The 25,867-nt window shown below is 71.3% G+C and carries 21 protein-coding genes and 1 tRNA gene; 9 read left to right on the top strand and 13 right to left on the bottom strand.

The genetic code is table 11. The features are described from left to right. Positions 1–106: 106 nt before the first annotated feature. Together ACIPPM_RS08270 and ACIPPM_RS08265 are read left to right on the top strand one after the other, a co-directional pair. The gene (locus ACIPPM_RS08270; protein ID WP_401444609.1) at positions 107–1,465 is read left to right on the top strand and encodes a pyridoxal phosphate-dependent decarboxylase family protein; all 1,359 of its coding nucleotides are present in this window, start codon (positions 107–109) and stop codon (positions 1,463–1,465) included. Then, positions 1,462–2,895: a lysine N(6)-hydroxylase/L-ornithine N(5)-oxygenase family protein gene (locus ACIPPM_RS08265; protein WP_401444607.1), complete on the top strand. Its 1,434-nt coding sequence runs from the start codon at positions 1,462–1,464 to the stop codon at positions 2,893–2,895. The genes ACIPPM_RS08270 and ACIPPM_RS08265 overlap by 4 nt, the downstream gene beginning before the upstream one ends. Here ACIPPM_RS08265 and ACIPPM_RS08260 read toward each other — a convergent pair. Continuing rightward, positions 2,892–4,715 carry a bifunctional metallophosphatase/5'-nucleotidase gene (locus tag ACIPPM_RS08260; protein ID WP_401444605.1) on the bottom strand — a complete coding sequence of 608 codons (1,824 nt, stop codon included), beginning with the start codon at positions 4,713–4,715 and terminating at the stop codon, positions 2,892–2,894. The two genes, ACIPPM_RS08265 and ACIPPM_RS08260, sit on opposite strands and share 4 nt — an antisense overlap. A gap of 150 nt (positions 4,716–4,865) precedes the next feature. Between ACIPPM_RS08260 and ACIPPM_RS08255 the strand changes: the two genes are divergently transcribed. After that, the gene (locus ACIPPM_RS08255) at positions 4,866–5,549 is read left to right on the top strand and encodes an SIMPL domain-containing protein (RefSeq protein ID WP_401444602.1); all 684 of its coding nucleotides are present in this window, start codon (positions 4,866–4,868) and stop codon (positions 5,547–5,549) included. Positions 5,550–5,708: 159 nt separating this feature from the next. Then, positions 5,709–7,133: a pyruvate kinase gene (gene pyk / locus ACIPPM_RS08250; RefSeq protein ID WP_401444600.1), complete on the top strand. Its 1,425-nt coding sequence runs from the start codon at positions 5,709–5,711 to the stop codon at positions 7,131–7,133. Between the two features lie 3 nt (positions 7,134–7,136). On the opposite strand, the gene ACIPPM_RS08245 is transcribed toward pyk, so the two are convergent. Together ACIPPM_RS08245 and ACIPPM_RS08240 are read right to left on the bottom strand one after the other, a co-directional pair. Continuing rightward, a complete protein-coding gene (locus ACIPPM_RS08245) occupies positions 7,137–7,781 on the bottom strand; it encodes a hypothetical protein (protein ID WP_401444597.1) in 645 nt (214 codons plus the stop codon). 21 nt (positions 7,782–7,802) lie between these two features. Further along, a tRNA-Leu gene (locus tag ACIPPM_RS08240) sits at positions 7,803–7,877 on the bottom strand. Positions 7,878–7,978: 101 nt separating this feature from the next. Here ACIPPM_RS08240 and ACIPPM_RS08235 point away from each other — a divergent pair. Continuing rightward, the gene (locus tag ACIPPM_RS08235) at positions 7,979–8,641 is read left to right on the top strand and encodes an ANTAR domain-containing response regulator (protein WP_393597261.1); all 663 of its coding nucleotides are present in this window, start codon (positions 7,979–7,981) and stop codon (positions 8,639–8,641) included. Positions 8,642–8,718: 77 nt separating this feature from the next. On the opposite strand, the gene ACIPPM_RS08230 is transcribed toward ACIPPM_RS08235, so the two are convergent. Continuing rightward, positions 8,719–9,135: a carboxymuconolactone decarboxylase family protein gene (locus ACIPPM_RS08230; RefSeq protein ID WP_401444595.1), complete on the bottom strand. Its 417-nt coding sequence runs from the start codon at positions 9,133–9,135 to the stop codon at positions 8,719–8,721. Between the two features lie 52 nt (positions 9,136–9,187). Here ACIPPM_RS08230 and ACIPPM_RS08225 point away from each other — a divergent pair, with 52 nt between their 5' ends. Further along, entirely contained in the window at positions 9,188–9,739 is a 552-nt protein-coding gene (locus tag ACIPPM_RS08225) for a MarR family winged helix-turn-helix transcriptional regulator (protein ID WP_401446363.1), read from the top strand. Between the two features lie 73 nt (positions 9,740–9,812). Here ACIPPM_RS08225 and ACIPPM_RS08220 read toward each other — a convergent pair whose 3' ends face one another. From ACIPPM_RS08220 to ACIPPM_RS08185, 8 genes are all read right to left on the bottom strand, one after another. Next, positions 9,813–10,529 carry an ABC transporter ATP-binding protein gene (locus ACIPPM_RS08220; protein WP_393597262.1) on the bottom strand — a complete coding sequence of 239 codons (717 nt, stop codon included), beginning with the start codon at positions 10,527–10,529 and terminating at the stop codon, positions 9,813–9,815. Then, on the bottom strand, positions 10,526–11,434 hold the full coding sequence (locus ACIPPM_RS08215) for an ABC transporter ATP-binding protein (RefSeq protein ID WP_401444593.1): 909 nt from the start codon (positions 11,432–11,434) through the stop codon (positions 10,526–10,528). Before ACIPPM_RS08215 ends, ACIPPM_RS08220 begins: the two co-directional genes overlap by 4 nt. Positions 11,435–11,439: 5 nt before the next feature. Further along, a complete protein-coding gene (locus ACIPPM_RS08210; RefSeq protein ID WP_401444591.1) occupies positions 11,440–13,272 on the bottom strand; it encodes a branched-chain amino acid ABC transporter permease in 1,833 nt (610 codons plus the stop codon). 5 nt (positions 13,273–13,277) lie between these two features. After that, positions 13,278–14,210, bottom strand: coding sequence for a branched-chain amino acid ABC transporter permease (locus ACIPPM_RS08205; RefSeq protein ID WP_350749461.1), 933 nt, complete (start codon positions 14,208–14,210; stop codon positions 13,278–13,280). 115 nt (positions 14,211–14,325) lie between these two features. Then, on the bottom strand, positions 14,326–15,558 hold the full coding sequence (locus tag ACIPPM_RS08200; RefSeq protein WP_401444588.1) for a branched-chain amino acid ABC transporter substrate-binding protein: 1,233 nt from the start codon (positions 15,556–15,558) through the stop codon (positions 14,326–14,328). 253 nt (positions 15,559–15,811) lie between these two features. Beyond that, positions 15,812–16,414, bottom strand: a complete 603-nt coding sequence (locus ACIPPM_RS08195) for a Tat pathway signal sequence domain protein (RefSeq protein WP_401444586.1) — start codon at positions 16,412–16,414, stop codon at positions 15,812–15,814. An 89-nt stretch (positions 16,415–16,503) separates the two neighbouring features. After that, positions 16,504–16,983 (bottom strand): PaaI family thioesterase, encoded by a 480-nt coding sequence (locus ACIPPM_RS08190; protein WP_401444584.1) that lies wholly within the window; start codon positions 16,981–16,983, stop codon positions 16,504–16,506. Positions 16,984–17,040: 57 nt separating this feature from the next. Continuing rightward, positions 17,041–19,341 (bottom strand): FdhF/YdeP family oxidoreductase, encoded by a 2,301-nt coding sequence (locus tag ACIPPM_RS08185; protein ID WP_401444581.1) that lies wholly within the window; start codon positions 19,339–19,341, stop codon positions 17,041–17,043. Positions 19,342–19,501: 160 nt separating this feature from the next. On the opposite strand from ACIPPM_RS08185, the gene polA reads away from it, so the two are divergent. Both polA and ACIPPM_RS08175 read left to right on the top strand, forming a co-directional pair. After that, a complete protein-coding gene (gene polA / locus ACIPPM_RS08180; RefSeq protein ID WP_401444579.1) occupies positions 19,502–22,225 on the top strand; it encodes a DNA polymerase I in 2,724 nt (907 codons plus the stop codon). A 102-nt stretch (positions 22,226–22,327) separates the two neighbouring features. Continuing rightward, positions 22,328–22,735 (top strand): hypothetical protein, encoded by a 408-nt coding sequence (locus ACIPPM_RS08175; RefSeq protein ID WP_401444577.1) that lies wholly within the window; start codon positions 22,328–22,330, stop codon positions 22,733–22,735. 182 nt (positions 22,736–22,917) lie between these two features. Here the strand turns inward: ACIPPM_RS08175 and ACIPPM_RS08170 are convergent, their stop codons facing one another. Next, positions 22,918–23,799 carry a DUF4184 family protein gene (locus ACIPPM_RS08170; protein WP_401444575.1) on the bottom strand — a complete coding sequence of 294 codons (882 nt, stop codon included), beginning with the start codon at positions 23,797–23,799 and terminating at the stop codon, positions 22,918–22,920. A gap of 313 nt (positions 23,800–24,112) precedes the next feature. Here ACIPPM_RS08170 and ACIPPM_RS08165 point away from each other — a divergent pair, with 313 nt between their 5' ends. Continuing rightward, positions 24,113–25,867 carry a lytic murein transglycosylase gene (locus tag ACIPPM_RS08165; RefSeq protein ID WP_401444572.1) on the top strand — a complete coding sequence of 585 codons (1,755 nt, stop codon included), beginning with the start codon at positions 24,113–24,115 and terminating at the stop codon, positions 25,865–25,867.

The raw sequence follows: 25,867 nt of genomic DNA, 5'->3' as shown, positions 1-25,867 counted from the left end.
TCCCCGTACGGCAGTACCCATTTCCCGCTCCCGCTCGTTGTGCAGCGCGGACACCCGGCTCCCGAACCTGAGCGCCGGTGCGTGTCCCCGCCCCGCAGGAGAGCCCATGAGCACCCCGCCCCTCGCCTCAGGACCCCACGGCCCGGACGCCCTGCGCCCGCTCCTGGAGACCGTCCTCGGCGCCCTCGCCACCGGCACCGCGGCCCGCGGCGGCCCCCTGCCCGCGGGCGGGCCCGACGCCGTCGCCGCCCGCGTCACCGACGCCCTCGGCGACGTCCTCCCCGAACACGGCGACCCCGACGCCCTGCGCGCCCTCGTCCACGCCCTCGCCGCGGGCGCCGCCGACCCCGCCGACCCGCTCTGCGCCGCCCACCTGCACTGCCCGCCGCTCGCCGTCGCCACCGCCGCCGACCTCGCCGTCAGCGCCCTCAACCCCTCGCTGGACTCCTGGGACCAGGCACCCGCCGCCTCCGCCCTCGAAGCCCGCGTCACCGGCGCCCTGGCCGCCCGGATCGGCCTCGCCGACGCCGTCGTCACCACCGGCGGCACCGAGGCCAACCAGCTCGCCCTGCTGCTTGCCCGCGAGGCCCACGGCGCCCACGTCCGGCTCGTCTGCTCCGCCGCCGCCCACCACTCCCTGCCCCGCGCCGCCTGGCTGCTCGGCCTGCCCGACCCCGTCGTCCTCCCCGCCCCCAGCGGCACCCTGGACCCCGCCGCGCTGGACGCCGCCCTCACCGAGCTGACCGGCCCCCTCCTCGTCGCCGCCACCGCGGGCACCACCGACGCCGGGCTCATCGACCCGCTCCCCGAGATCGCCGCCCGCTGCGCCGCCCACCGCGTCCGGCTGCACATCGACGCGGCCTACGGCGGCGCCCTCGCCCTCAGCGACCGCCACCGCGCCCTGCTCACCGGACTCGACGCCGCCCACACCGTCGCCCTCGACCTGCACAAACTCGGCTGGCAGCCCGTCGCCACCGGCTTCCTCGCCGTCGCCGACGCCACCGAACTCGACGCCCTCCATCAGCGCGCCGACTACCTCAACGCGGGCGACGACACCGAGGCCGGCCTCCCCGACCTCCTCGGCCGCTCCACCCGCACCACCCGCCGACCCGACATCCTCAAGGCCGCAGTCACCCTGCGCACCCTCGGCCGCACCGGCCTCGCCGACCTCATCGACCAAGTCCTCACCCTCGCCCAGGACTTCGCCGACCGCATCGAGGCACACCCCGGCCTCGAACTGTACGACCGGCCCACCCTCGCCACCGTGCTGTTCCGGCCCGCCCACGCCGGCGACGACGCCGTCGCCGCCGTCCGCCGCACCCTGCTGCACGAGGGCCGCGCCGTCCTCGGCCGGGCCCACGCCGACGGCCGCCTCTGGCTCAAGGCCACCCTCCTCAACCCCCACACCGGGCCCGACGACCTGGCCCACCTCCTGAAACTCGCCGAAGGAAACACCCCCGCATGAGCCACCCGCCCCACCCCCCACACCCGGAGCCCGAGTCCCCCCGCGACCTCGTCGGCATCGGCATCGGCCCCTGCAACCTCTCCCTGGCCGCCCTCGCCGCACCCCTCGCCGAACTCGACGCCGTCTTCTACGAACAGCGCCCCGGCTTCGACTGGCACCCCGGCCTCCTCATCGACGGCGCCACCCTCCAAGTCCCCTTCCTCGCCGACCTGGTGACCCTCGCCGACCCCACCAGTCCCTGGAGCTTCCTCAACTGGCTCCGCACCCGCGAGCGGCTCTTCCCCTTCTACTTCGCCGAGCACTTCCACATCCAGCGCGCCGAGTACGACGCCTACTGCCGCTGGGTCGCCGGACAACTCCCCGGACTCCGCTTCCGCCACCAGGCCGACGCCGTCCGCTGGAACCCCGAACGCGACGTGTTCGAGGTCGACTTCACCCGGCTCGACGCCGACGGCCACGCAGAAGCCCTCGGCCGCACCCGCACCCGAAACATCGTCGTCGGCACCGGCAGCGCACCCCACGTCCCCGAACCCCTGCGCCCCCTCGCCGCCGCCCCAGGCGTCCCCGTCCTGCACGCCGCCGACTACCTCGCCCACCGCGACACCCTGCTCGCCGCCCGACACATCACCGTCGTCGGCTCCGGACAGTCCGGCGCCGAGGTCTTCCTCGACCTGCTCCGCCACCGCCCCGCCGGACGCGAACACCTGCACTGGATCGGCCGCACCGCCGCCTTCGCCCCCATGGAGTACTCCAAGCTCGGCCTGGAACACTTCACCCCCGACCACACCCGCTACTTCCACGACCTCGCCGAACCCGTCCGCGACCGGCTCGTCGCCGCACAGTGGCAGCTCCACAAGGGCGTCGACGCGGGCACCCTCGCCGCCATCCACGACGAGCTGTACCGGCGCACCCTGCACGGCGGCTGGCCCGAAGCCGTCCTCACCCCCGGCGTCCAGGTCCGCACCGCCGGACGCCTCGGCACCGGACAGGTCGAACTCCACCTCGAACACCTCGACCAGGGCAGCCGCACCCGCCTCGCCACCGACGCCGTCGTCCTCGCCACCGGCTACCGCACGCGCCCCCTGGACGGCCTCCTCGCCGGACTCGACCCCCACCTGCGCCGCGACAGTGCCGGACGCCCCCTCATCGACGACGAGTACAGGCTCGTCCTCGACCCCGCCGTCGGCGGCTCCGTCCACGTCCAGAACGCCGAACTCCACACCCACGGCGTCGGCGCCCCCGACCTCGGCCTCGCCGCCTGGCGCAGCGCCACCATCCTCAACTCGCTGACCGGCAAGGAGCAGTACCCGCTCCCCACCCGGACCGCCTTCACCACCTTCGGCTTGCACCCACAACGCCGAAGCCCCGGTGACGGCGCGACCGGACCGGTCCGCACCGTCACCGGGGCCTCACCCGGACGGGCGTACTAGAACACCGGCGTGCCGTCCCGCGTCAGCTTCCAGTCCACCGACGCGAAGTCCTTCGGGTCCAGCACACCCTTCGCGGTCACCCACTCCGCGATCCGGGTCCGGATCTCCGTCGACTCCGACCACAGCTCCTTCGCCGACGCCACATGCGGGAACGCGCCGCCACCGTTCGCCCGGTAGTTGTTCACCGCGAACACGAACTGGGCCGCGTCGTCCAGCGGAGCCCCGCCGAAGGTGAGGTTCTTGATCCGCGAACCGGCGGGCTGCGCGATGTCGATGTCGTACGACAGCCCCGACACGTAGTCGTAGTTGTAGTCGGGGCGGTCGCCCGCGTTCGTCAGCTTCGCCACGTCCACCGGCGCGCCCGGCGCCGTCTGCGTGTAGTACTGCGCCGAGTACTCCAGGTACGCCCGCACCTGCGCACCCGTCAGCAGCTTCGCCACCAGCGTGTTGTCGTACACGTACAGCCCCGACAGGTCCCGGATGGTCACATCGCCCGCCGGGATCTGGCTCGTCCGGGAGAACGGCGACGCCTGCGCCAGCACCGGCAGCGAGGCGTACTCGGTGCCCGCCAGCGCGGCCTTGACCACGTCCTCCTGCACCTTGGTGATCAGGTCGATGATCGGGGCGTCCTTGTACCGCGCCTCCACCGTGGTCAGCGTCTCGGTCGCCCGGCCCACCACCTGGTTGACGTACGCCACCACCTTCGCGTGCTCCTTCGAGAGCAGCTTGGTGATCCTCGGGTCGTCCGCCACCGTCCGCGAGTCCTTCAGCGACGCCTTCACCGACTCCACCTGCCAGCGGCCCCGCGTGAAGACCAGCTCGAAGTCGAACAGGGTCAGCCGCTCGGCGAAGCACAGCGGCTCCGACAGCACGACCGTCTTCCCCGACTTCTCGTTGACGACCCGCAGCTCCGCGATCTCCTGATGCGCGTGCCCCACCAGGATCGCGTCGATCCCCGGCACCAGCCGCGCCACGTTCGCCGCCGCGTTCTCCACGTACGGCACCTGGTCACCGTAGGACGACGTGCCCGACGTGCCCGAGTGCGCCGAGACCACCACGATGTCCGCGCCCATCGAACGCAGCTTCGGCACCCACTTCGCGGCCTGCTCCTCCAGACCCTCGAACGCGAGCTTGCCCTGCACCAACGCCTTGTCCCAGATGGCGATGCCGGGGTTGGTCAGCCCCAGCACCGCGACCTTCACCGGCGGCGCGCCCGGCACATGGAACCGCTTCATGTAGTACGGCGCGAACGCCGGCTTCAGCGTCTTGGCGTCCACCGCGTTCGCGCCCAGCAGCGGGAAGTCGAGCTGGTGCTCGAAGCGGCGCAGCGTCTCGATGCCGTAGTTGAACTCGTGGTTGCCCAGCGCCGCCGCGTCATACCCGATCGCGTTCATCGCCTTCGCCATCGGGTGCACCGGACCGCCCTTGGCGGTGATCGGGTCCACCTTCGCGTAGTAGTACGTCAGCGGGGTGCCCTGGATGGTGTCGCCCGCGTCCAGCAGCAGGGTGTTGCGGCGGCCCTTCTCCGCGCGGACCTGGTTCACCAGCGTCGAGATCCGGGCCAGGCCCTGCGCGTTGCCCGCCGCGTCGGTGTAGTCCGCGTTCTTGAAGTAGTCCCAGTTGAAGACGTGACCGTGCAGGTCGGTGGTGCCCATCACGGTCAGCGCGTACCGCTTCTCGTGATGCCCGTGGTTCTCGTGGTGGCGTGCCGTGACGGCCCCGGCCGCCTCCGCCGCCGGGGCTCCCGCCCCGCCCGCGATCGCCACGCCCGCCCCGGTGACGGCGGACTGCTTCAGGAACTTCCGGCGGTCGAACGGCATCTCTCGGTCTCCTCGGCAAGGGGTCGACAACGCGCGTAGATTGTGTCCCGACCATGACAGGTCGCAACAGACCCCCCAGGTTGCGATCCGGTGACCGATTCCCGTCAACTCCCCCCACGGGCACACCGGACACATGACACAGTGGGACGTATGACCCCTGAGGCGAACCCCGCGTACGGCACCCCCGACGCCCCCCTCCTCGCCGTCCGGGGCGAGGCCGAGTTCCAGACCGAGGCCGAGATCGCCCGCATCGGCGTCATCGTCACCGCCCGCGGCCGCGACCGCCGCGCCACCCTCGACGACCTCACTCGCCGCAACACCGCCGCCCTCGACGTCCTCAAGTCCTACGGCGACGCCGTGCCCGACCTCACCACCGGCGCCCTCAGCGTCACCCCGGAACTCAGCGAACGCGGCCGGGGCGAGCGAGTGCGCAGCCATCAGGGAGTCGTCCGCATCGACGCCGAGATCACCGACTTCGGCATTCTCGGCGAACTCACCTCCAGGCTTGCCGAGTTGGAGCTGACCGAGCTGGACGGCCCCGGGTGGTCGCTGCGCCCCGACTCCCCGGCCCACGCCGAGGCCCGCCGCCGCGCCGTCGCCGACGCCCTCCAGCGCGCCCGCGAGTACGCCGACGCGCTCGGCACCTCCCTCGCCGCGCTGACCGAACTCGCCGACACCGGCGCCGACCGGCCGCGCAACGTCTCCGCCTTCGGCCGCTCCGCCCGCCGGGCCGACGCGGCCGAATCCGCCGAGCCGTTCGATCTCCAGCCCGCGCAATTGTGGGTCTCCGCGCAGGTCACCGCGCGATTCACGCTGGTACCGCCCCGGCTTTAGCGGAACTTCTTGATCGAAAGGTCTATTGCGCGAAAAACATCGCTCATAGGAGCGGGTCATCGCACAATTCAACACTTGTCAATAAGCCTTTCCCCAAAGGTCGTTGAACGGCCATGGAGCCCGAATTCTCTACCCGTCGGTAAGCCATAGGCTCGACCCATGCGCCGAGCAAAGATCGTCTGCACCCTGGGGCCCGCCACCGACTCGTACGACCAGATCAAGGCACTGGTCGAGGCCGGAATGGACGTCGCCCGGTTCAACCTCAGCCACGGCACCCACGCCGAACACGAGGCGCGTTACCAGCGCGTTCGCCAGGCCGCCGACGAAACCGGCCGCAGCGTCGGAATGCTCGCCGATCTTCAAGGCCCGAAGATCCGGCTCGGCACCTTCACCGAAGGACCCGTACTCCTCGAACGCGACGACACCTTCACCATCACCGTCGAAGAGGGCGTCCAGGGCGACCGCCACCAGTGCGGCACCACCTACGCCGGTCTCGCCGAGGACGTCCGCCCCGGCGAACGCGTCCTCGTCGACGACGGCCGCGTCTGCCTGGAGGTCACCGCCGTCGACGGCCCCCGTGTGCGCACCCGCGTGCTGGAGGGCGGCATGATCTCCGACCACAAGGGACTCAACCTTCCCGGCGTGGCCGTCTCCGTCCCCGCCCTCTCCAAGAAGGACCAGGACGACCTGCGCTGGGCGCTGCGCACCGGCTTCGACGTCATCGCCCTCTCCTTCGTCCGCAGCGGCCGCGACGCCGCCGAGGTGCACCGGATCATGGCCGAGGAGGGGCGCCGGCTGCCCGTCATCGCCAAGGTGGAGAAACCGCAGGCGGTCGAGAACATCGAGGACGTCGTCGACGCCTTCGACGGGCTCATGGTCGCCCGCGGCGACCTCGGTGTGGAAATGCCGCTGGAGCAGGTGCCGATCGTGCAGAAACGCGCCGCCAAGCTCGCCAAGCGCAACGCCAAGCCGGTCATCGTCGCCACCCAGATGCTCGACTCGATGATCGACAGCGCCCGGCCGACCCGCGCGGAAGCCTCCGACGTGGCCAACGCGGTGCTCGACGGCGCGGACGCGGTGATGTTGTCCGGCGAGACCAGTGTGGGGCGGTATCCCGTGGAGACCGTGTGCACCATGGCGAAGATCGTCGCCGCGGCGGAGGAGGAGATGCTCGCGAAAGGGCTGCCGCCGCTGACCGAGCGGAACAAGCCCCGCACCCAGGGCGGTGCCGTCGCCCGCGCGGCCGCCGAGATGGGTGACTTCCTCGGGGCGCGCTTCCTCGTCGCCTTCACCCAGTCCGGCGACACCGCCCGCCGCCTCTCCCGCTACCGCTCACCCATCCCCGTCCTCGCCTTCACCCCCGAACCGGCCACCCGCTCCCAGCTCAGCCTCACCTGGGGCGTCGAAACCTTCCTGGGCCCCCACGTCGACTCCACCGACGCGATGGTCGACCAGGTCGACGAACTCCTCCTGAAATACGCCCGCTGCGAGAAGGGCGACACCGTCGTCATCACCGCCGGCTCCCCACCCGGAGAGACCGGCACCACCAACCTGGTCCGCGTCCACCACATCGCGGAGGACTGAGGCTCAGTACTTCGCACCTACGTGGGCGTCCATGAGGGCTACTGAGGCTTTGCGGGCTACGGAGATGTTTTTTCCGTTCGCGCGCTTCCATTCGACCCCGACGCGGTCGAGCGCGGCCGTGAAGAGGCCCGTGATGTCGTCCGACAGGTTGGTGAAGAAGTACCGCGGATATTCGTAGCGCCGTAGTTCACCGCCCACGGTCCGGGTCGTCCAGTTGATGACCCGGCAGCCGTCGGAGTGGATCAGGCCCCGGATGAACTCCCAGGGGTGCGCGTCGACGATCTCCTGTTGCCAGGGCTCCAGGGCGATCGGCCGCTCGTGCTTCTTCCCCGGGCCGTGCTGCGGGAAGAGGCACGGCCAGTGCTTGCTGCACGAAGTGACCTGCCGACAGCCCTGCTGCCGCACCTGACAGACCTTGTTGCCCGGCATGACGGCCCGCATGGCCTCGGCGCAGGCGTCGATCAGCCCCGGCCACGCGTCGGCGCAGGCGATACGGAGCGAGTGGACGCCGCGCTTCAGCGGGCTGACGCAGCCGTCGCCGAGGTAGAGGCCCAGGAGGTAGGCGTAGGCGGCCGGGTCGCCGGGCTGGCCCGGAACCGCACGGCAGCGGGGGCAGTCGACGTTGCGCAGCGGGGCACTCCGGGTCAATCCTGCGAATCGAAGGAAAAGTGCCCCGAGTCGGATTCGAACCGACACTGTATGGGTTTTGAATCCATTGCCTGCTGCCAATTGGGCTACCGGGGCTCGCAGATTCCAAGGTGTCCCTTGACCCTCCGCGCGTCCACCATACCGTAGCTAGGTAGGCTCTTGTCAGCAGCACCCCTGCCCTGAACGGAGAGCCCCCAGTGACGACCCCCGAGTCGCCCCAGCCCGCAGACGTGTCCGATGACGACAAGTCGCATGTGCCCCCGCTGACGACCCGGGTCGTCATCGCCGAGGACGAGGCGCTGATCCGGCTCGACCTCAAGGAGATGCTGGAGGAGGAAGGGTACACGGTCGTCGGTGAGGCCGGGGACGGCGAGCAGGCCGTGGAGCTGGCCCGTGAGCACAAGCCGGACCTGGTCATCCTGGACGTGAAGATGCCCAAGCTGGACGGCATCTCCGCGGCCGAGAAGATCGCCGAGGAGTCCATCGCCCCGGTCCTGATGCTCACCGCCTTCTCGCAGCGCGACCTCGTGGAGCGGGCCCGCGACGCGGGCGCGATGGCGTACCTGGTGAAGCCGTTCAGCAAGACCGACGTGGTCCCGGCCATCGAGATGGCCGTCTCCCGCTTCACCGAGCTGAAGCAGCTGGAGCAGGAGGTCGCCGACCTCAGCCTGCGCCTGGAGACCCGCAAGCTGGTCGACCGCGCGAAGTCGATCCTCCAGACCGAGTACGGCCTGAGCGAGCCCGCCGCGTTCCGCTGGATCCAGAAGACCTCGATGGACCGCCGCCTGTCGATGCAGCAGGTCGCGGAGGCGGTCATCTCGGACGACCAGGAGAAGAAGTCGGCCAAGAAGAAGGACTGAGCCGTAGCGGGTGAGCAGTGCGGGCAGCGGCCCGGCCGGGAACCCCGGCCGGGCCGCTGTCGCGTTGCCGGGGTGTTCTACGCGGCGCCCACGAGCCGGTTGCTGAACGTCGAGAGGGTGTACGCGCCGATGCCGAGGACGACCTCCAGGGCGTTGCGGCGGGTGTAGCCGTGGGCCTGGAAGGCGGTCAGTTCCTCCTCGCTGACCGCGCCCGAGGAGGCGAGGACCTGGAGGGTGAACCGGTGGACGGCGTCGAGGCGTTCGGGGTTCTCGGCGGGGCCGAGGGCGGTCAGCCGGTCCTGGTGCATGTCGACGCACAGGTGGCACTGGTTGCGCGTGGCGACGGCGAGGACGACGGTCTCGCGGGAGTGCGGGTCCAGGGTGGTGGACTCGAACATCTCGTTGAGCAGGAGGAAGCCGTCCAGGTTCGCCGGGGATGCCTCCCGGAGCAGGGCGATGGCGTGGGAGGTGCGGGCGGGCAGGTCGGTGGTCATGAGGCTCCTGACGGGCTGGCACGAGGATGACGACGGCACTAATATCGACAACATGGTTGACCATGTCGACGCAGAAAACGTAAACCAGGTTGTCGATTCCGGCAAGGGTCCCCGTGCGGGTCTTGGCGACGGGCGTGACGACGCGCCCGGTTTCGAGCTGCCGCTCCTCCTCTTCGGCGGCTTCCGCACCCTCATCGACCGCCTGCACGCCCGGCTCGCCGAGGAGGGGCACCCCGAGCTGCGCCCCGCGTACGGCTTCGCCATGCAGGCCATCGGCGTCGACGGCGCGACCGCGAGCGACATCGGACGGCGCCTCGGGGTGTCCAAGCAGGCCGCGGGCAAGACGGTCGACCGGCTGCTCACCCTCGGCTACGCGGAGCGCGCCGACGATCCCGACGACGCGCGCCGCAAACTCGTCCGGCTCACCCCGCGCGGCCGTGCCGCCCTCGGTCGCTCGGCCGCCCTCTTCGACGAGCTGCGGGCCGAGTGGGCCGCGGTGCTGGGGGCGGACCGGGTGCGGGGGATGGAGGCCGCCCTGCGCGAAGTCGTCCCCGGGGACACCGCGTTCCGCCTCGACGCCACGAGCTGGCTCGGCGGGGCCTGAGACCGCGCGGACGGCACGACGAAGGCCCGCGTCCCCCGGGTTGGCGGGACGCGGGCCTTCGGCGTCGTGTTGCTCAGTCCTCGCCGAGGTACGCCTTGCGCACCGACTCGTCGGTGAGCAGGTCCCGTCCGGTGCCGGAGAGCACGATGCTGCCGACCTCCATGACGTGTCCCTGGTCGGCGAGCGAGAGCGCGGCCTGGGCGTTCTGCTCGACCAGGAGGATGGTCGTACCGCTCGCCTTCAGCTCGGCGATCGTCGCCATGATCTTCTGCATCATGATCGGCGAGAGGCCCATCGACGGCTCGTCCAGCATCAGCAGCTGCGGTCGGGACATCAGCGCCCGCCCCATGGCCAGCATCTGCTGCTCACCGCCGGAGAGGGTGCCCGCGGCCTGCTTCCGGCGTTCCCCGAGGATGGGGAAGAGGTCGTAGGCGCGCTGGATGTCCTTCTCGATGCCGGGCTTGTCGTTGCGCAGGAAGGCACCGAGGCGGAGGTTGTCCTCGATGGTCATGCGCGGGAAGATGTGCCGCCCCTCGGGGGAGTGGGCGAGCCCGAGGGAGACCACCTGGTGGGCGGGGACCTTCTTCAGCGACTTGCCGTTGAAGCGGATCTGTCCGCCGACCGGCTTGAGCAGCCCGGACAGGGTGCGCAGTGTGGTGGTCTTGCCCGCGCCGTTGGTGCCGATGAGGGTGACGACCTGGCCGGCCTCGACCTTGAACGAGATGCCCTTGACGGCCTCGATCTTGCCGTAGGCGACCCGCAGGTCCTCGACTTCGAGCAGTGCGGTCATCGGTCGTTCTCCTTGCCGTTCTCCGTGCCGGGCACGGCGTCCGCCGGTGCCTCGGCCGCCTCGACCTCGGCGGCCTCCTCGGCGCCGGGGGCGTCCTCGTAGGGTTCGCCGAGGTAGGCGGCGACGACGCGTTCGTCGCCCTGGACGGTGGCGCTGTCGCCCTCGATGAGCTTCTGGCCCTGGACGAGGACGGCGACGCGGTCGCAGAGGTTGAAGATGAAGCGCATGTCGTGCTCGATGACGAGGACGGCGATGCCCTGGTCGCGGATGGCGAAGACCAGCTCCTCGGTGGCGCGTGTCTCCTGCGGGTTCATGCCCGCGGTGGGCTCGTCGAGCAGGAGCAGGCCGGGCTCACTGGCCAGCGCGCGGGCGATCTCCAGCTTGCGCTGCTCGCCGTAGGGGAGGTTGCGGGCGAGGTGTTCGGCCTTGGCGTCCAGGCCGACGAACTCCAGGAGTTCCATGGCGCGGGCGCGGGAGGCGGCTTCGGCCTTGTGGAAGCCGGGGCCGCGCAGCAGGGCGGACCAGAGTCCTTCCTTGGTGCGGGTGTGGCGGCCGACGAGGACGTTCTCCAGGACGGTCATGTTGGCGAAGAGCCGGATGTTCTGGAAGGTGCGGGCGATGCCTGCCGCGGTGACCTTGAAGGACTTGGGCGGCAGGACGGTGCCCTTGTAGCGGACCTCGCCCTCGGTGGGGACGTAGAGGCCGGTGAGGCAGTTGAAGAAGGTGGTCTTCCCGGCGCCGTTGGGGCCGATGAGGCCGACGATCTCGCCGCTGTTGACGGTGAGGTTCACGTCGCGGACGGCGGTGAGGCCGCCGAAGCGCATGGTGACGCCGCGGGCGTCGAGGACCGTCTCGCCGGGGGTGGTGCCGGGTGCGGCTTCCTTGGTGGTGGTGTCGGTGGTCATGGTGGTCAGGCCCCTGCCTTGCTGAGGACGGCGGGCGTGGCGGCGTCCTCGTGGAACTCGAGTTGGCGGCGCCGGTTGGGGATGAGGCCCTCGGGGCGGAAGCGCATCAGCAGGACGAGCGCGACGCCGAAGGCGAAGAGCTGGTATTCGCCCAGGAACTGGAGCTTGGCCGGGATCAGGTAGAGCAGTGAGGCGCCGACGAGGGGGCCGGAGATGGTGCCCATGCCGCCGAGGACGACGGCGGCCAGCAGGAAGGCCGAGTTGGGCGGCACGACGTGCGCGAACTGGTACTGCTCCGGGGTCACGGTGTAGGTGACGTGGGCCTGCACGGACCCGGCGAGTCCGGCGAGGGCGGCGCCGAGCGCGAAGGCGATGAGCTTGACCCGGAAGCCGTTGATGCCCATGGCGAGCGCGGCGGTCTCGTCCTCGCGGATGGCGATCCAGGCGCGGCCGATGCGGGAGTCGCTGCTGCGCCGGAAGACGACGACCACGACGAGGGTGATGAGGAGCATCAGCAGGAAGTAGTTGGCGAACCGCCCGATGGTGGCGCCGAACAGCTGGTGTTCCTGGCCGAAGTCGAAGCCGAGTATGTTCAGGTTCGGCACGGAGGAGATGCCGTTGGAGCCGTTGGTGACGTCGGGTCCGGAGGTGCCGTCCATGTTGAGGACGGTGATGCGGAAGATCTCGCCGAAGCCGAGGGTGACGATGGCGAGGTAGTCGCCGCGCAGCCGCAGGGTCGGGGCGCCGATGAGGACGCCGAAGATCATGGCGACGAACGCGCCGAGCAGGGCGGAGGCCCAGAAGGGCCAGTGCACGTGCAGCGGCGAGGAGGGCGAACCGGAGACGAGGGCGGCGGTGTAGGCGCCGACGCCGAGGAACGCGACGTAGCCGAGGTCGAGCAGGCCGGCGAGGCCGACGACGATGTTCAGGCCGAGGGCGACGGTGGCGAAGATGAGGATGTAGACGCCGATGGTGGCGTACTGGTCGTCGGACTGGGTGAAGGGGAAGGCCGCGGCGGCGACGAAGGCGCCGGTCATGGTGACCGTGCGGTGCCGTGCGGTGATCGCCGAGATCCGGGCCACGAGTCCGGCCTTGGCGAGTGCGGCGAAGCCGAAGCCCGCGGTGATGAGGAAGCCGATGAAGAGCTCGTCGTACTCGGTGCCGATGCCGTAGGTGAAGACGAGCAGGCCGAAGGCCATGACGCCGGTGATGACGAGGATCTCCGCCCAGGCCGGCAGGGTGCGGCCGGGGGCGGGGGACGCCGCGGCGAAGGCGGCCTTGAAGCTCTGCCAGTTCTGCCGGGCGCGGTGCCGGAAGGCTTCCCAGCCGGTGTCGTCGGGGTCGGCCGGGTCGGGCTCGGGCCGCTGGTAGGGCAGCGCGAGGGCGCCGAGCAGGGCGGCCAGGGTGGCGAGGGCGACGAGGTAGCCGCCGGGTTCGAGGTTGACGACGCCGCCGAGTTCGACGCTGATCGCGAGGACGGTGTACCAGGCGGTGGCGAAGGTGCCGAGCGCGGCGAGCTTGAGGGCGCTGTCGGCGTTGCCGGGGGTGAGGACCTGCAGGCCCTTGACGCCGTAGGAGGCGAGGCCGAACAGGGTGGTGAGCAGGCCGCCGATGAGGACGAGGACCTGGAGGCCGCCGGGGTAGCCGTAGACGGTGAGGTCGCCGGGGAAGGCGGAGGTCCAGGTCCAGGCCAGGAAGGTGGAGACGACGGCGAGGGCGCCGCCGCCGGTGGCGAGGGCCCGGCCGAGGGTGGCCGGCAGGCCGATCAGGCCGGTGGCGGCCGGGGTGGCGGTGGCCGGGGTCTCCGGGGTGCCGGGTGCGGTGGTCTGAGTGGTCATCGGTGTCACGCCCTGTCCGCGACGCGCTCGCCGAGCAGGCCCTGTGGCCTCAGCAGGAGCACGAGGATGAGGAGTACGAACGCCCAGACGTCTGCCCAGGACTGGCTGCCGAACTTGTCCATGCCGGGGATGTCGGCGATGTAGGCGGTGGACAGGGCTTCGGCGACGCCGAGGACGAGGCCGCCGAGCATGGCGCCGTAGATGTTGCCGATGCCGCCGAGGACGGCCGCGGTGAACGCCTTGAGGCCGAGGATGAAGCCCATGCGGAAGTCGATCTGGCCGTACTTGAAGCCGTAGGCGACGGAGCCGACGGCGGCGAAGGCGGCGCCGAGGGCGAACGCGATCACGATGATGCGGTCGGTGTTGACGCCCATCAGCTTGGCGGTGTCCGGGTCCTGGGCGGTGGCCTGCATGCCGCGTCCGGTGCGGGTGCGCATCACGAAGTAGGCGAGGACGGCCATGCTGAGCGGGGCGGCGGCGACGAGGAAGACGTCTCCGGTCTGGATGGTGACGTCGCCGATCTCGAAGGGTCCGCCGGGGATGCTCGGGAAGGTGCGCGCCGACTTGGCCTCGGGGTACCAGGCCCACACCGCCTGCTGGAGGGCGAGGGAGAGGCCGATGGCGGTGATCAGCGGGGCGAGCCGGGGCGCGCTGCGCAGCGGCCGGTAGGCGAATCGTTCCGCTCCGACGGCGACGGTGACGGCGACCACGATGGCGCCCACCAGCATCAGCGGCAGCGCGATCCACATGGAGGTGCCGTCGGGAAGGATGTACACGTAGACCGTGAGGGCACCGAAGGCGCCGGTCATGAATATCTCGCCGTGGGCGAAGTTGATGAGCTGGACGATGCCGTAGACCATCGTGTAGCCGATGGCGACCAGCCCGTACATGGAACCAAGTAGCAGGCCGTTGACCAGCTGCTGCGGCAGTTCGTTCACCGCATGTCCTCCGAGCGTTCGGATAAGCGACGGATGTGGCCGGAAGTGGCCGGATGCGAGTCCGCGCGGGGCGCCTCTTGAGCGCCCCGCGCGGCTCGGCTGGTGCGGGTGTGGGTCAGGAGCCGTTGTAGGTGCCGGACTCCACGGCCTTCCAGGCCCCGTCCTTGACGGAGTACACGGTCAGCTGCTTGTTGGTGGCGTCGCCGTACTCGTCGAAGGAGACCTTGCCGGTCACGCCGTCGAAGGAGACGCCCTGGAGGGCGGCGGTGACCTTCGCGCGGGCGTCGTCGGGGAGCTTGCCGTCGTTGTCGTCCACGGCCTTCTTGACGGCCTCGATGATGGCCCAGGCGGAGTCGTAGGAGTAGCCGCCGTAGGCCGCGTACTCCTCCTTGTAACCCTCGGCCTTGTAGTCCGCGACGAACTGCTTGGCGGAGGGGAGGGTCTCCACCGGGGCGCCGACGGAGGTGGCGAGGTCGCCGGTGGCGGCGGCGCCGCCGAGCTTGATGAAGTCGGCCGCGTAGATGCCGTCACCGCCGACCAGCGGGACCTTGGCGCCGGCCGCCTTGATCTGCTTGCTGAGCGGGCCCGCCTGCGGGTACTCGCCGCCGTAGTAGACCACCTCGGCGCCGGAGTTCTTCACCTTGGTGGCGACCGCGGAGAAGTCCTTGGTGTCGGGGTTGATGTGCTCGGTGCCGACGACCTTGCCGCCGAGCTTCTTGAACTCGGCGGAGAAGGTGGCGGCCAGACCGGCGCCGTAGGTCTTCTTGTCGTCGATGACGAAGACCTTGGTCTTCTTGGCCTTGTTGTAGACGTACTGGGCGGCGAACGGGCCCTGGATGGCATCCGTGGTCGCGGTGCGGAAGTACGACTTGTACGTGCGGGCCTTGGTCTTCTGCCAGTTGACGCCCTGGGTCAGCGCCGGGTTGGTGTTGGCCGGGGAGACCTGGGCCAGCTTGGCGTCGTCGAGGACCTTCTGCATCGACTCGGCGACGGAGGAGTTCAGCGGGCCGACGACACCGAGGACACTCTTGTCGGTGACGAAGGCGGTGGAGTTCTGCTGGCCGGACGAGGGCTGGGCCTGGTCGTCCTTGGCGTCGATCTTGAAGGTGACGCCCTTGACGTACTCCTTCTTGTTCGCCGTCTTGACCGCGAGGTCCACCGAGTTCTTGATGCCGAGGCCCAGCGCGGACAGGTCGCCGGTCAGCGGGGCGTCGACGCCGATGGTGACGGTGGTGCCGCCCTTGGCGTCGGAGCCGTTGTCGCCGCTGTCGCGCGAGCCGCAGGCGGTGAGGGTGAGCGCTCCCGCGGACAGCGCGGCGGTGATGGCGATGAGCGAACGTTGACGCACGATCAGTCCTTTCCCTGGACGACCGCATCCCCATGGAAACGGTCGAGCCGCGCGCCTGGCCGAAAAGCGAATCCGGGACGCGGTGACTGGCCGTGACTCTAAGCGTGTGATGGGAACGTGGAGGAGAGCTTGACCAAGGCTGTGACGCTCTTGTTATGACACGAGGTAATGCAGAGCGGTACCGCCTGGGTGGAACGCCGGAATTCCAGCCGATTCGCCCTGTCCACATGCTGAGAACCCGCAGGACCGACCCTCAACTGTTCAGGCGTCTCGGGGGTTTTGGTGATGACGGCGAACTTTGGCCGCAGGCTTCGCCAAGTGCGTGGGAGAGGTATTGGGCGTAGCGCGGACCGAGGATGAAACTCTGGGTTTGTATTGCGCGCGCATTACGCAGTGTTACTTCCAGGAAAGGCAATGCGGCGTTTTTGGGCACCCTTCCGCATTCCGTGACACGCATGGTCACGGTGATCACACGCGAGGAACCGGGGTCGGTCCGGAACGGGGCGTGGGGCTCGGATTCGGCCGCCAGCCCGGCGTAGGGCTGGCTCACCCGGGTCACGGTGACCGGGGGGCCGGACTCCACGGCGAGCCGCACGTCGAAGGCGAGACGGTGGGGCGCGGTGGTACGGCCGGCCAGGAAGGTCACGGTCACCGTCTGTGCGGGGAAGGGGAGTTCGGGAGGCGGTGCCGGACGCGGACGAGTGGCCCAGAGGGCGGCGCCGACCGCCAGCGCGGCGCAGAGGGTGGCCGGAATCAGTAGGGTGCGGCGGCGCCGGGTGCGGGGCGCAGGGCGGGCCTCGGCGGGCTCGCGCGCCCAGGTGTCCTCGCCGGGCTCCAGCGGGCCGATGCCGGTCATCGCCGGAGTCCGGGCCGTCCGGGAAGTGCCCCGCCCCGTCCCATGCGCCGAAAGCTACGGCGTGGGGCGGGGCGGGGCAATGCTGAGCGTCAGTCCTTCGCCGGGTTCTCGTTAGCGGGGAGGTCGCGCAGCAGGCAGGTCAGGCGGGCCGTGCAGACGCGGCGGTCCTGCTCGTCGGTGATGACGATCTCGTACGTCGCCGTCGAGCGGCCCCGGTGGACGGGGGTGGCGACGCCGGTGACCAGGCCGGAGCGGGCGCCCCGGTGGTGGGTGCAGTTCAGGTCGACGCCGACGGCGACCTTGGAGCTGCCGCCGTGCAGCATCGAGCCGACCGAGCCGAGGGTCTCGGCGAGCACCGCGGAGGCGCCGCCGTGCAGCAGTCCGTACGGCTGGGTGTTGCCCTCCACCGGCATGGTGCCGACCACGCGCTCCGGCGCCGCCTCCAGGATCTGCACGCCCATCCGCGTCCCCAGGTGACCGGCGGAGAACAGTGCGGGGAGGTCCACGCCGAGCGCCGCGTACTCGTCGATGATCTCCTGCGGGAACTTCACCTGCTGCTGCTCACCCATGCCCGGCTCCGATCTCGTGCGCCTGTCCGGCGGCGTTCCGTATCACTGAGCGAACGCTCAGTCGGTCGCCGATTGTTCCAGACGGCCTTCCGGGCGCGCCTCCAGCCGGACCACCACGGACTTGCTCGCCGGGGTGTTGCTGGTGTCGGCGGTGGCGTCCAGCGGCACCAGCACGTTGGTCTCCGGGTAGTACGAGGCCGCGCAGCCCCGTGCGGTCGGGTAGTGCACCACGCGGAAACCGGGCGCGCGCCGCTCCACCCCGTCGCTCCACTCGCCCACCAGATCCACGTAACTCCCGTCCGCCACGCCCAGTTCGCGGGCGTCCTCGGGGTGGACCAGCACCACCCGGCGGCCGTCGGTGATGCCCCGGTAGCGGTCGTCCAGGCCGTAGATCGTGGTGTTGTACTGGTCGTGCGAGCGCAGCGTCTGGAGCAGCAGCCGGCCCTCGGGCAGTTCCGGGTGCTCCACCGGGGCGGCCGTGAAGTTGGCCTTGCCGGTGGCGGTGGGGAAGCGGCGCTCGTCGCGCGGGGCGTGTGGCAGGGTGAAGCCGCCGGGGTGGGCTACGCGGGCGTTGAAGTCCTCGAAGCCGGGGACCACCCGCGCGATCCGGTCACGGACGCTCGCGTAGTCCCGCTCGAACTCCGCCCACGGCACGTCGCTGTCCGGCAGCACCCGCCGGGCCAGCCGGGCCACGATCGCGGGCTCGGACAGCAGCTGGCCGCTCGCGGGCGCCAGCCGTCCGCGCGAGGCGTGCACCATGCCCATGGAGTCCTCGACGGTCACGAACTGCTCGCCGCCACCCTGGACGTCGCGTTCGGTGCGGCCGAGGGTCGGCAGGATCAGCGCGCGGGCGCCGGTGACCACGTGCGAGCGGTTCAGCTTGGTCGACACGTGCACGGTCAGCCGGGCCCGCCGCATGGCCGCCTCGGTCACCTCGGTGTCCGGGGAGGCGGAGACGAAGTTGCCGCCCATCGCGAAGAACACCTTCGCCTCACCGTCGCGCAGCGCGCGGATGGCCCGTACGACGTCGAAGCCGTGCTCGCGCGGCGGGGCGAACCCGAACTCCCGCTCCAGCGCGTCCAGGAAGGCGGGGGCGGGCCGCTCGAAGATGCCCATCGTGCGGTCGCCCTGCACGTTGGAGTGGCCGCGCACCGGGCACACCCCGGCGCCGGGACGGCCGATGTTCCCGCGCAGCAGCAGGAAGTTGACCACCTCGCGGATGGTCGGCACGGAGTGCTTGTGCTGGGTGAGGCCCATGGCCCAGCAGACGATGGTCCGCTCGGAGGCGAGCACCATCTCCAGGGCCCGCTCGATGTCCGTGCGGGTGAGGCCGGTCGCCGCCAGGGTCTCGTCCCAGTCGGCCTTGGCCGCGGCTTCCGCGAACTCCTCGTACCCGTGGGTGTGTTCGCGGACGAACTCCTCGTCCACCGCGCCGTCCGTCTCCAGGATCAGCTTGTTCAGGAGGCGGAACAGGGCCTGGTCGCCGCCCAGGCGGATCTGGAGGAACAGGTCGGTGAGCGCGGCGCCCTTGAGCATGCCCTGCGGGGTCTGCGGGTTCTTGAACCGCTCCAGGCCCGCCTCGGGCAGCGGATTGACGCTGATGATCTTCGCGCCCTCCGCCTTGGCCTTCTCCAGCGCGGAGAGCATGCGCGGATGGTTGGTGCCCGGGTTCTGCCCGGCGACGATGATCAGGTCGGCCCGGTACAGATCCTCCAGCAGGACGCTGCCCTTGCCGATGCCGATCGTCTCCGAGAGCGCCGAACCGGACGACTCGTGGCACATGTTGGAGCAGTCGGGCAGGTTGTTCGTGCCCAGCTCGCGGGCGAACAGCTGGTACAGGAACGCCGCTTCGTTGCTGGTGCGGCCCGAGGTGTAGAAGACGGCCTCGTCGGGCGAGCCGAGGGCCGCGATCTCCTCGGCGATGATGTCGAAGGCGCGCTCCCAGGTGACCGGTTCGTAGTGGTCGGCGCCCTCGGGCAGATACATGGGGTGCGTGAGGCGGCCCTGCTGGCCCAGCCAGTAGCCGCTGCGCCCGGCGAGGCCGGTCACCGGGTGCGCGGCGAAGAACTCGGGGGTGACCCGGCGCAGGGTGGCCTCCTCGGCCACCGCCTTGGCGCCGTTCTCGCAGAACTCCGCCATGTGCCGGTGCTCCGGCTCGGGCCAGGCGCAGCCGGGGCAGTCGAAGCCGTCCTTCTGGTTCACCCGCAGCAGGGTCAGCGCGGTGCGCCGCACCCCCATCTGCTGCCGCGCGATCTTCAGGGAGTGCCCCACGGCGGGCAGTCCTGCCGCCGCGTGCTTCGGCTCCCCTGTCCGCGGCGCGTCCTGCACCGGATCGCCCTTGGGCGGCTTCGTCGCCATCGCCCGCTCCCCTTCGATCGTTCTTCTCACATCCGGGTTGCCCCCGTCGACAAGCATGCCCCGCGAGCGCCCGCAACGGGAGCCCTGTGGACAACGGGTGATCTTCCGGCACAACGGTTCGCGGACTCGGCTGTCAGTGGGGCGTGGCAGGATCGGGGGCGTGGCAGAGACAGCATCGAAGAAGACCGACACTCCTCCCGGCGGCCGACCCCGCCTGATGCTCATGGACGGGCACTCACTGGCGTACCGCGCGTTCTTCGCGCTGCCCGCGGAGAACTTCACCACCGCGACGGGCCAGCCCACGAACGCGATCTACGGTTTCGCCTCGATGCTGGCCAACACCCTGCGTGACGAGGCGCCCACGCACTTCGCGGTCGCCTTCGACGTGTCCCGCAAGACCTGGCGCTCGGAGACGTTCACCGAGTACAAGGCGAACCGCTCCAAGACCCCGGACGAGTTCAAGGGCCAGGTCGAGCTGATCGGCGAGTTGCTGGACGCGATGCACGCGCCGCGCTTCGCCGTGGACGGCTTCGAGGCGGACGACGTGATCGCCACCCTCGCCACCCAGGCCGAGGCCGCGGGCTTCGACGTGCTGATCGTCACCGGCGACCGGGACTCCTTCCAGCTGGTCAGCGAGCACACCACGGTGCTCTACCCGACCAAGGGCGTCTCCGAGCTGACCCGCTTCACCCCGGAGAAGGTTCTCGAGAAGTACGGGTTGACGCCCGCGCAGTACCCCGACTTTGCCGCCCTGCGCGGCGACCCGTCCGACAACCTGCCCGGCATCCCCGGCGTCGGTGAGAAGACCGCCGCGAAGTGGATCAACCAGTTCGGTTCGTTCGCGGAGCTGGTCGAGCGGGTCGAGGAGGTCAAGGGGAAGGCCGGGCAGAACCTCCGCGACCACCTGGAGTCGGTCAAGCTCAACCGCGTCCTGACCGAGCTGGAGCGCGCGGTCGAGCTGCCGAAGACGGTCGCCGACCTGGGCCGTGAGCCGTACGACCGCAAGACCGTGGCGGCGTTCCTGGACACCCTGGAGATCCGCAACCCCTCGCTGCGCGAGCGGCTCTTCGCCGTCGACCCCGGTGCCGAGGAGGCCGAGACCACCCCGGTCACGGCGGACGGCGTCGAGGTGGACGGCACGATCCTGGGCACCGGCGAGCTGGCCGGCTGGCTCGCCGAGCACGCCGCCGAGCCCCTCGGCATGGCCACGGTCGACACCTGGGCGCTGGGCACCGGCTCGGTCGCCGAGGTCGCGCTCGCCGCCGCCGGGGGAGCGGCCGCCTTCTTCGACCCCGCCGAGCTGGACGAGGCCGACGAGCGGGCGTTCGCCGCCTGGCTGGCCGACGCCGAGCGGCCCAAGGTGCTGCACAACGCCAAGGCCGCCATGCGGGTGCTGGCCGAGCACGGCTGGCGGGTGGAGGGCGTGTCCATGGACACCGCGCTCGCCGCCTACCTGGTCAAGCCCGGCCGCCGCTCCTTCGACCTGGACGCGCTGTCCCTGGAGTACCTGCACCGCGAGCTGGCCCCGGCCGCCGCGGCCGACGGCCAGCTGGCGTTCGGCACGGACGACGGTGCCGAGGCCGAGGCCCTGATGATCAAGGCCCGCGCCATCCTCGACCTGGGCGAGGCACTGGAGACCCGGCTCGCCGAGGTCGGCGCCGCCGACCTGCTGCGGGACATGGAGCTGCCCACCTCCGCCCTGCTCGCCCGCATGGAGCGGCACGGCATCGCGGCCGACCGCTCCCACCTGGAGACCATGGAGCAGACCTTCGCGGGCGCCGTGCAGCAGGCCGTGAAGGAGGCGCACGCCGCCGCCGGGCACGAGTTCAACCTCGGCTCGCCCAAGCAGCTCCAGGAGGTCCTCTTCGGCGAGCTGGCGCTGCCCAAGACGAAGAAGACCAAGACCGGGTACACCACCGACGCCGACGCCCTGGCCTGGCTCGCCGCGCAGACCGACAACGAACTGCCGGTCATCATGCTGCGCCACCGGGAGCAGGCCAAGCTGCGCGTCACGGTCGAGGGCCTGATCAAGACCATCGCCGCCGACGGCCGTATCCACACCACCTTCAACCAGACGGTGGCCGCGACCGGACGGCTGTCCTCCACGGACCCCAACCTGCAGAACATCCCGGTCCGCACCGACGAGGGCCGCGCGATCCGGCGGGGCTTCGTGGTCGGCGAGGGCTTCGAGTCGCTGATGACGGCCGACTACAGCCAGATCGAGCTGCGCGTCATGGCCCACCTCTCCGAGGACGCGGGCCTCATCGAGGCGTTCACCTCCGGCGAGGACCTGCACACCACGGTCGCCTCCCAGGTGTTCTCCGTCGGCCGGGACGCGGTGGACGCGGAGATGCGCCGCAAGATCAAGGCCATGTCCTACGGCCTCGCCTACGGCCTGTCCGCCTTCGGCCTCTCCCAGCAGCTGAACATCGACGCGGGCGAGGCCCGCGCCCTGATGGACACCTACTTCGAGCGGTTCGGCGGCGTACGGGACTATCTGCGCCGCGCGGTCGACGAGGCGCGGGCCACCGGCTACACGGCGACCCTCTTCGGGCGCCGCCGCTACCTGCCCGACCTCAACAGCGACAACCGTCAGCGCCGCGAGGCCGCCGAGCGGATGGCGCTGAACGCCCCGATCCAGGGCACCGCCGCCGACATCGTCAAGATCGCCATGCTCAACGTCGACCGGGCGCTGCGCGAGGCGGAGCTGAAGTCCCGCATGCTGCTCCAGGTCCACGACGAAATCGTGCTGGAGATCGCCCCCGGCGAGCGCGCGGCCACCGAGGAGATCGTCCGCCGCGAGATGGCGAACGCGGTCAGCCTGCGCGCCCCGCTGGACGTCTCGGTGGGCGTCGGCCCGGACTGGGAGTCGGCCGCGCACTGAGCCGGCGGAAACCCCGCGGGCCGGACGGCCGTCCCGCGGGGTTTCACTCACGTGGCCCCCGCCGACACGCAGCCCCGGCCCGCCACCCGCGAGACTGCGGGCATGGGTATACGCATGCTGCACCGCCTGAGGCCCGCCCCGCGGCACGGCAGTACGGAGCGGGCGGACACCGGCCCGGCACCGGACGCGTCCAGGACGGCGGTGCCCGTCGTCGCCGCCGACGCGAGCGCCGCCCGCCACCCCGCGAACCCGTGGACCCGGCTCCGCGGCGCGGGCACGGTCGCCGGACGGGCCCTGGCCGCCCAAGCCCACCGCCTCCCCGACTGGCGCACCTGGGCCGACCTCGCGCGCGGCTACCTCGCGCTGCTGCTGACCCACCTGCCGAAGGCCCGCCCCCGGCACACGCTCACCGTCTTCGTGGCCTCCCTCACCGACCGCCCCGCCCCCGCCGCCCGACGCCGACCGGCACCGGGCCTTCAGCGGACTCCACGCCGGAGGCGGCGGTCATAGCGCTGCCGACGGGGCGTCGCGCCCGCACGGCTCCCGTGCACGGCGCTGCCCTCACCGACCGCCCCGCCACCGTCGGCCCACGCCCACTGGCACCGGGCCTTCAGCGCACTCCACGCCGGAGGCGGTCATAGCGCTGCCGACGGGGCGTCGCGCCTGCACGGCTCCCGTGCACGGCGCTGCCCTCACCGACCGCCCCGCCCCCGCCGCCCCGCGCCCACCGGCACCGGGTCCGCTGCGGACTCCACGTCCGCAGCGGCCGTAGCCGCCCCGGCGGGGCGCCACGCCCGTACCGCGCCCGCGTACAGCACCACCCCGAGGAGCAGGCCCGCGCCCGCGCCGAAGCACACCGTGGGCACCAGCTCCCAGGGCCGGGCGACCGCGCCCCAGTACACCCACCAGCGCGCCGCCCGCAGCAGCGCCGCGACCAGCGCGCAGCCGCCGAGCAGGATCAGCGCCCAGCACCGGTCCCGTACCGAGAGCCGGGCCACGCCCGTCGGGTCCACGGCCGGGGCCGACCGGACCGCCCGTACCAGGAAGACGGCGATCCCGACGGCGGCCAGCGCCGAGGTGCCGTACTGGAGCCACTGGAAGAGGGGAATTCCGGCCACGGCGCGGGCGAGCACCGGGACCAACTCCGTGCCCCAGCGGTCGTGGTGGGTGAAGGCGTCCCAGACCACGTGCGTCAGGCTGCCGAGCACCGCCGAGACGTAACCCCACACCGCGAGCCCGGCGCGGACCCGCGCCCGGGGCGCCCCGCAGCGCAGCAGGGCGGCGGGCCTCGGCTGCCAGGACCGGGGCAGCAGCGCCACCAGCGGCTCGCGCACCAGCAGCCAGAGCGCCACCAGCGCCCAGGAGATCAGCACGTCCACGGTGAGCACACCGGCCAGGGAGTGCGTGAAGGTTCCGAACTCCATGGCCTCCGGGCGGACGCTGGCCGCGTAATAGGTCAGGTCCGGCGCGAAGGAGCCCGCGACGAGCACCGACGGCACCAGCGCCCCCCGCCCGGTCCCGTCGCGGCGGACGGCGGGCAGCACGGCCGCGGCATGGCTGAGTGTGAACGGCAAGGGTCCTCCCGGAACGGCCGGGCGCGAGCCGCGCCGGTGATCGCGCGCCCAGTATGCGTGATCCACCCTCATCGGCCGGGCGAGCGACGGGAGTCGGCCAAGTCCGGAAAACGCGGGCGTCACGGGTGTTTGGGGGCAGCGGTGTTGACGTAGGGTCGGCCGGGGCGCATCTGTCGTGCACACGGTCAGGTGACCCACCACACAGACCTCGGTACGGCACTCCGGGCAACCGTGGCAACGGCTCGGCCGTCACACCTTCAGTCGGGACAGGCGCAGACGGACGTCGAGGGCGTCCATGGGAGGGGTTCACTCTATGGCGGCGCACAAGGTCAGGCGGCTGCGCAAGGGAGCGGCGACAACCGCGGCGGCCGCCCTGGCGGTGGCAGCACTCTCCGCGTCACAGGCACCGGGCGCGACCGGCGCCCCCGACACCCTCCAGGCGAGCGCGGGCCTCAACGCCCCCGCACCCGAGGCGTCGGCCGACGGCGGCACCACCGGAAACGCCACCGGCAACTCCCCGTACTACACGGACCTTCCGCCGCTGGACAGCCCCGCCCCGAGCCCGTCGGCGGTCATCGGCACGCCCGTCTCCCGGGGCGAGGGCGAGGCGGGCATCCCCGCGACCGTCCTCGACGCCTACAAGAAGGCCGAGGCCGAACTCCGCGCCACCAAGCCCGGCTGCAACCTGCCCTGGCAACTCCTCGCCGCCATCGGCAAGGTGGAATCCGGCCAGGCCAGAGGCGGCAACGTCACCGCCGACGGCACCACGATCGACCGGATCATCGGCCCCCAGCTCGACGGCAACGGCTTCGCCCTGATCAAGGACACCGACCACGGTGTCTACGACGGCAACAGCTCCTACGACCAGGCCATCGGCCCCATGCAGTTCATCCCGTCCACCTGGGCCTGGGCGGGCCGCGACGGCAACGGCGACGGCAAGGCCGACCCGAACAACGTCTACGACGCCGCCCTCGCCGCGGGCCACTACCTGTGCCGCAGCGGTCGGGACCTCTCGCAGGACCGCGATCTGCACAGCGCGATCCTCAGCTACAACAACTCCAGCGACTACCTCGCCCTCGTCCTGAACTGGGTGGAGTACTACCGCAAGGGCACCCACTCCGTCCCGGACGGCAGCGGCGGCGTGCCCGCGCACCGGAGCGACGACGACCTCCCGCGTACGAGCGTGCCCGCCACCCCGCCCCCGGCCGGGACGAAGCCCACCAAGCCCACGAAACCGACCAACCCGCCCAAGGGCGACCCGAGTCCGGACCCCACCACGCCCGGCAGCCCCTCGCCCGAGCCGACCCCGCCGGCCGGGAAGCCCACCCCGTCCGACACGGTGGACCACCTCGTCTCCCCCGACCTGGACGGCACCCAGCTGACCGCCACGGCCGGGGACACCTTCGACCGGCGGATCGGCGCCCGCGCGGTGACCAAGGGCGGCGGGTCCGTGGCCAAGGTCCGGGTGCGGTTCACCATCACCGGCGACACCGACGCCACCTTCACCGGCGGCGAGAAGGTGGCCACCATCGCCACCGACGCCAAGGGCGTCGCCCTCGCGCCGGAACTCCGCGCGGGGGAGAAGACCGGCACCTTCAAGATCACCAGCATGGTCGTGGGGCATCCGGTCAAGGGCGTCGACCACACGGCCACCGTCACCGCGCGCCCCGCCGACAAGCTGGTCCGCACCGACGCCACCGTCCTGACCGCCACGCCGGGCGGCGAGTTCGCCGGGCAGGTCAAGGTGAAGGCGACGTACCGGGGCGCCCCCGCGGCCAAGGTCGGCGCCACCGCCACGCTGGCCAGGTCCGCCGACAGCACCGCCGCGAACATCGCCGGGCCCTACTTCAAGGACGCGAACGGCCAGCCCGTGCGCACCCTCACCGGGCTCACCACCGACGCCGACGGCATGCTGACGCTGCCCAAGCTGTACGCGGACCTCTTCAGCGGCACCTACCTGCTCCGCGTCACCACGCCGGGCGGCGGGAGCGTCACCGTCGAGCTGAAGGTCGCGGTCGCGACGACGGCCTCCGCCGACCCGTCGCCTAGCCCGTCGGCCAGTTCCTGA

Origin of the sequence: Streptomyces sp. NPDC090119, from assembly GCF_044747085.1 — a bacterium.
Classification (GTDB): domain Bacteria; phylum Actinomycetota; class Actinomycetes; order Streptomycetales; family Streptomycetaceae; genus Streptomyces.
Note: the sequence above shows the minus strand (reverse complement) of the source record. Positions and strands in the feature narration are given on the sequence as shown.

Bases quoted from the DNA above. Each gene is read 5' to 3' on its own strand.
- ACIPPM_RS08260 (WP_401444605.1), bottom strand. From the start codon at position 4,715: ATGCCGTTCGACCGCCGGAAGTTCCTGAAGCAGTCCGCCGTCACCGGG.
- ACIPPM_RS08195 (WP_401444586.1), bottom strand. From the start codon at position 16,414: ATGACCGGCATCGGCCCGCTGGAGCCCGGCGAGGACACCTGGGCGCGC.
- ACIPPM_RS08165 (WP_401444572.1), top strand. From the start codon at position 24,113: ATGGCGGCGCACAAGGTCAGGCGGCTGCGCAAGGGAGCGGCGACAACC.
- ACIPPM_RS08230 (WP_401444595.1), bottom strand. From the start codon at position 9,135: ATGACCACCGACCTGCCCGCCCGCACCTCCCACGCCATCGCCCTGCTC.
- ACIPPM_RS08255 (WP_401444602.1), top strand. From the start codon at position 4,866: ATGACCCCTGAGGCGAACCCCGCGTACGGCACCCCCGACGCCCCCCTC.
- ACIPPM_RS08220 (WP_393597262.1), bottom strand. From the start codon at position 10,529: ATGACCGCACTGCTCGAAGTCGAGGACCTGCGGGTCGCCTACGGCAAG.
- ACIPPM_RS08215 (WP_401444593.1), bottom strand. From the start codon at position 11,434: ATGACCACCGACACCACCACCAAGGAAGCCGCACCCGGCACCACCCCC.
- pyk (WP_401444600.1), top strand. From the start codon at position 5,709: ATGCGCCGAGCAAAGATCGTCTGCACCCTGGGGCCCGCCACCGACTCG.
- ACIPPM_RS08175 (WP_401444577.1), top strand. From the start codon at position 22,328: ATGGGTATACGCATGCTGCACCGCCTGAGGCCCGCCCCGCGGCACGGC.
- ACIPPM_RS08185 (WP_401444581.1), bottom strand. From the start codon at position 19,341: ATGGCGACGAAGCCGCCCAAGGGCGATCCGGTGCAGGACGCGCCGCGG.
- ACIPPM_RS08190 (WP_401444584.1), bottom strand. From the start codon at position 16,983: ATGGGTGAGCAGCAGCAGGTGAAGTTCCCGCAGGAGATCATCGACGAG.
- ACIPPM_RS08265 (WP_401444607.1), top strand. From the start codon at position 1,462: ATGAGCCACCCGCCCCACCCCCCACACCCGGAGCCCGAGTCCCCCCGC.
- ACIPPM_RS08270 (WP_401444609.1), top strand. From the start codon at position 107: ATGAGCACCCCGCCCCTCGCCTCAGGACCCCACGGCCCGGACGCCCTG.
- ACIPPM_RS08225 (WP_401446363.1), top strand. From the start codon at position 9,188: ATGGTTGACCATGTCGACGCAGAAAACGTAAACCAGGTTGTCGATTCC.
- ACIPPM_RS08210 (WP_401444591.1), bottom strand. From the start codon at position 13,272: ATGACCACTCAGACCACCGCACCCGGCACCCCGGAGACCCCGGCCACC.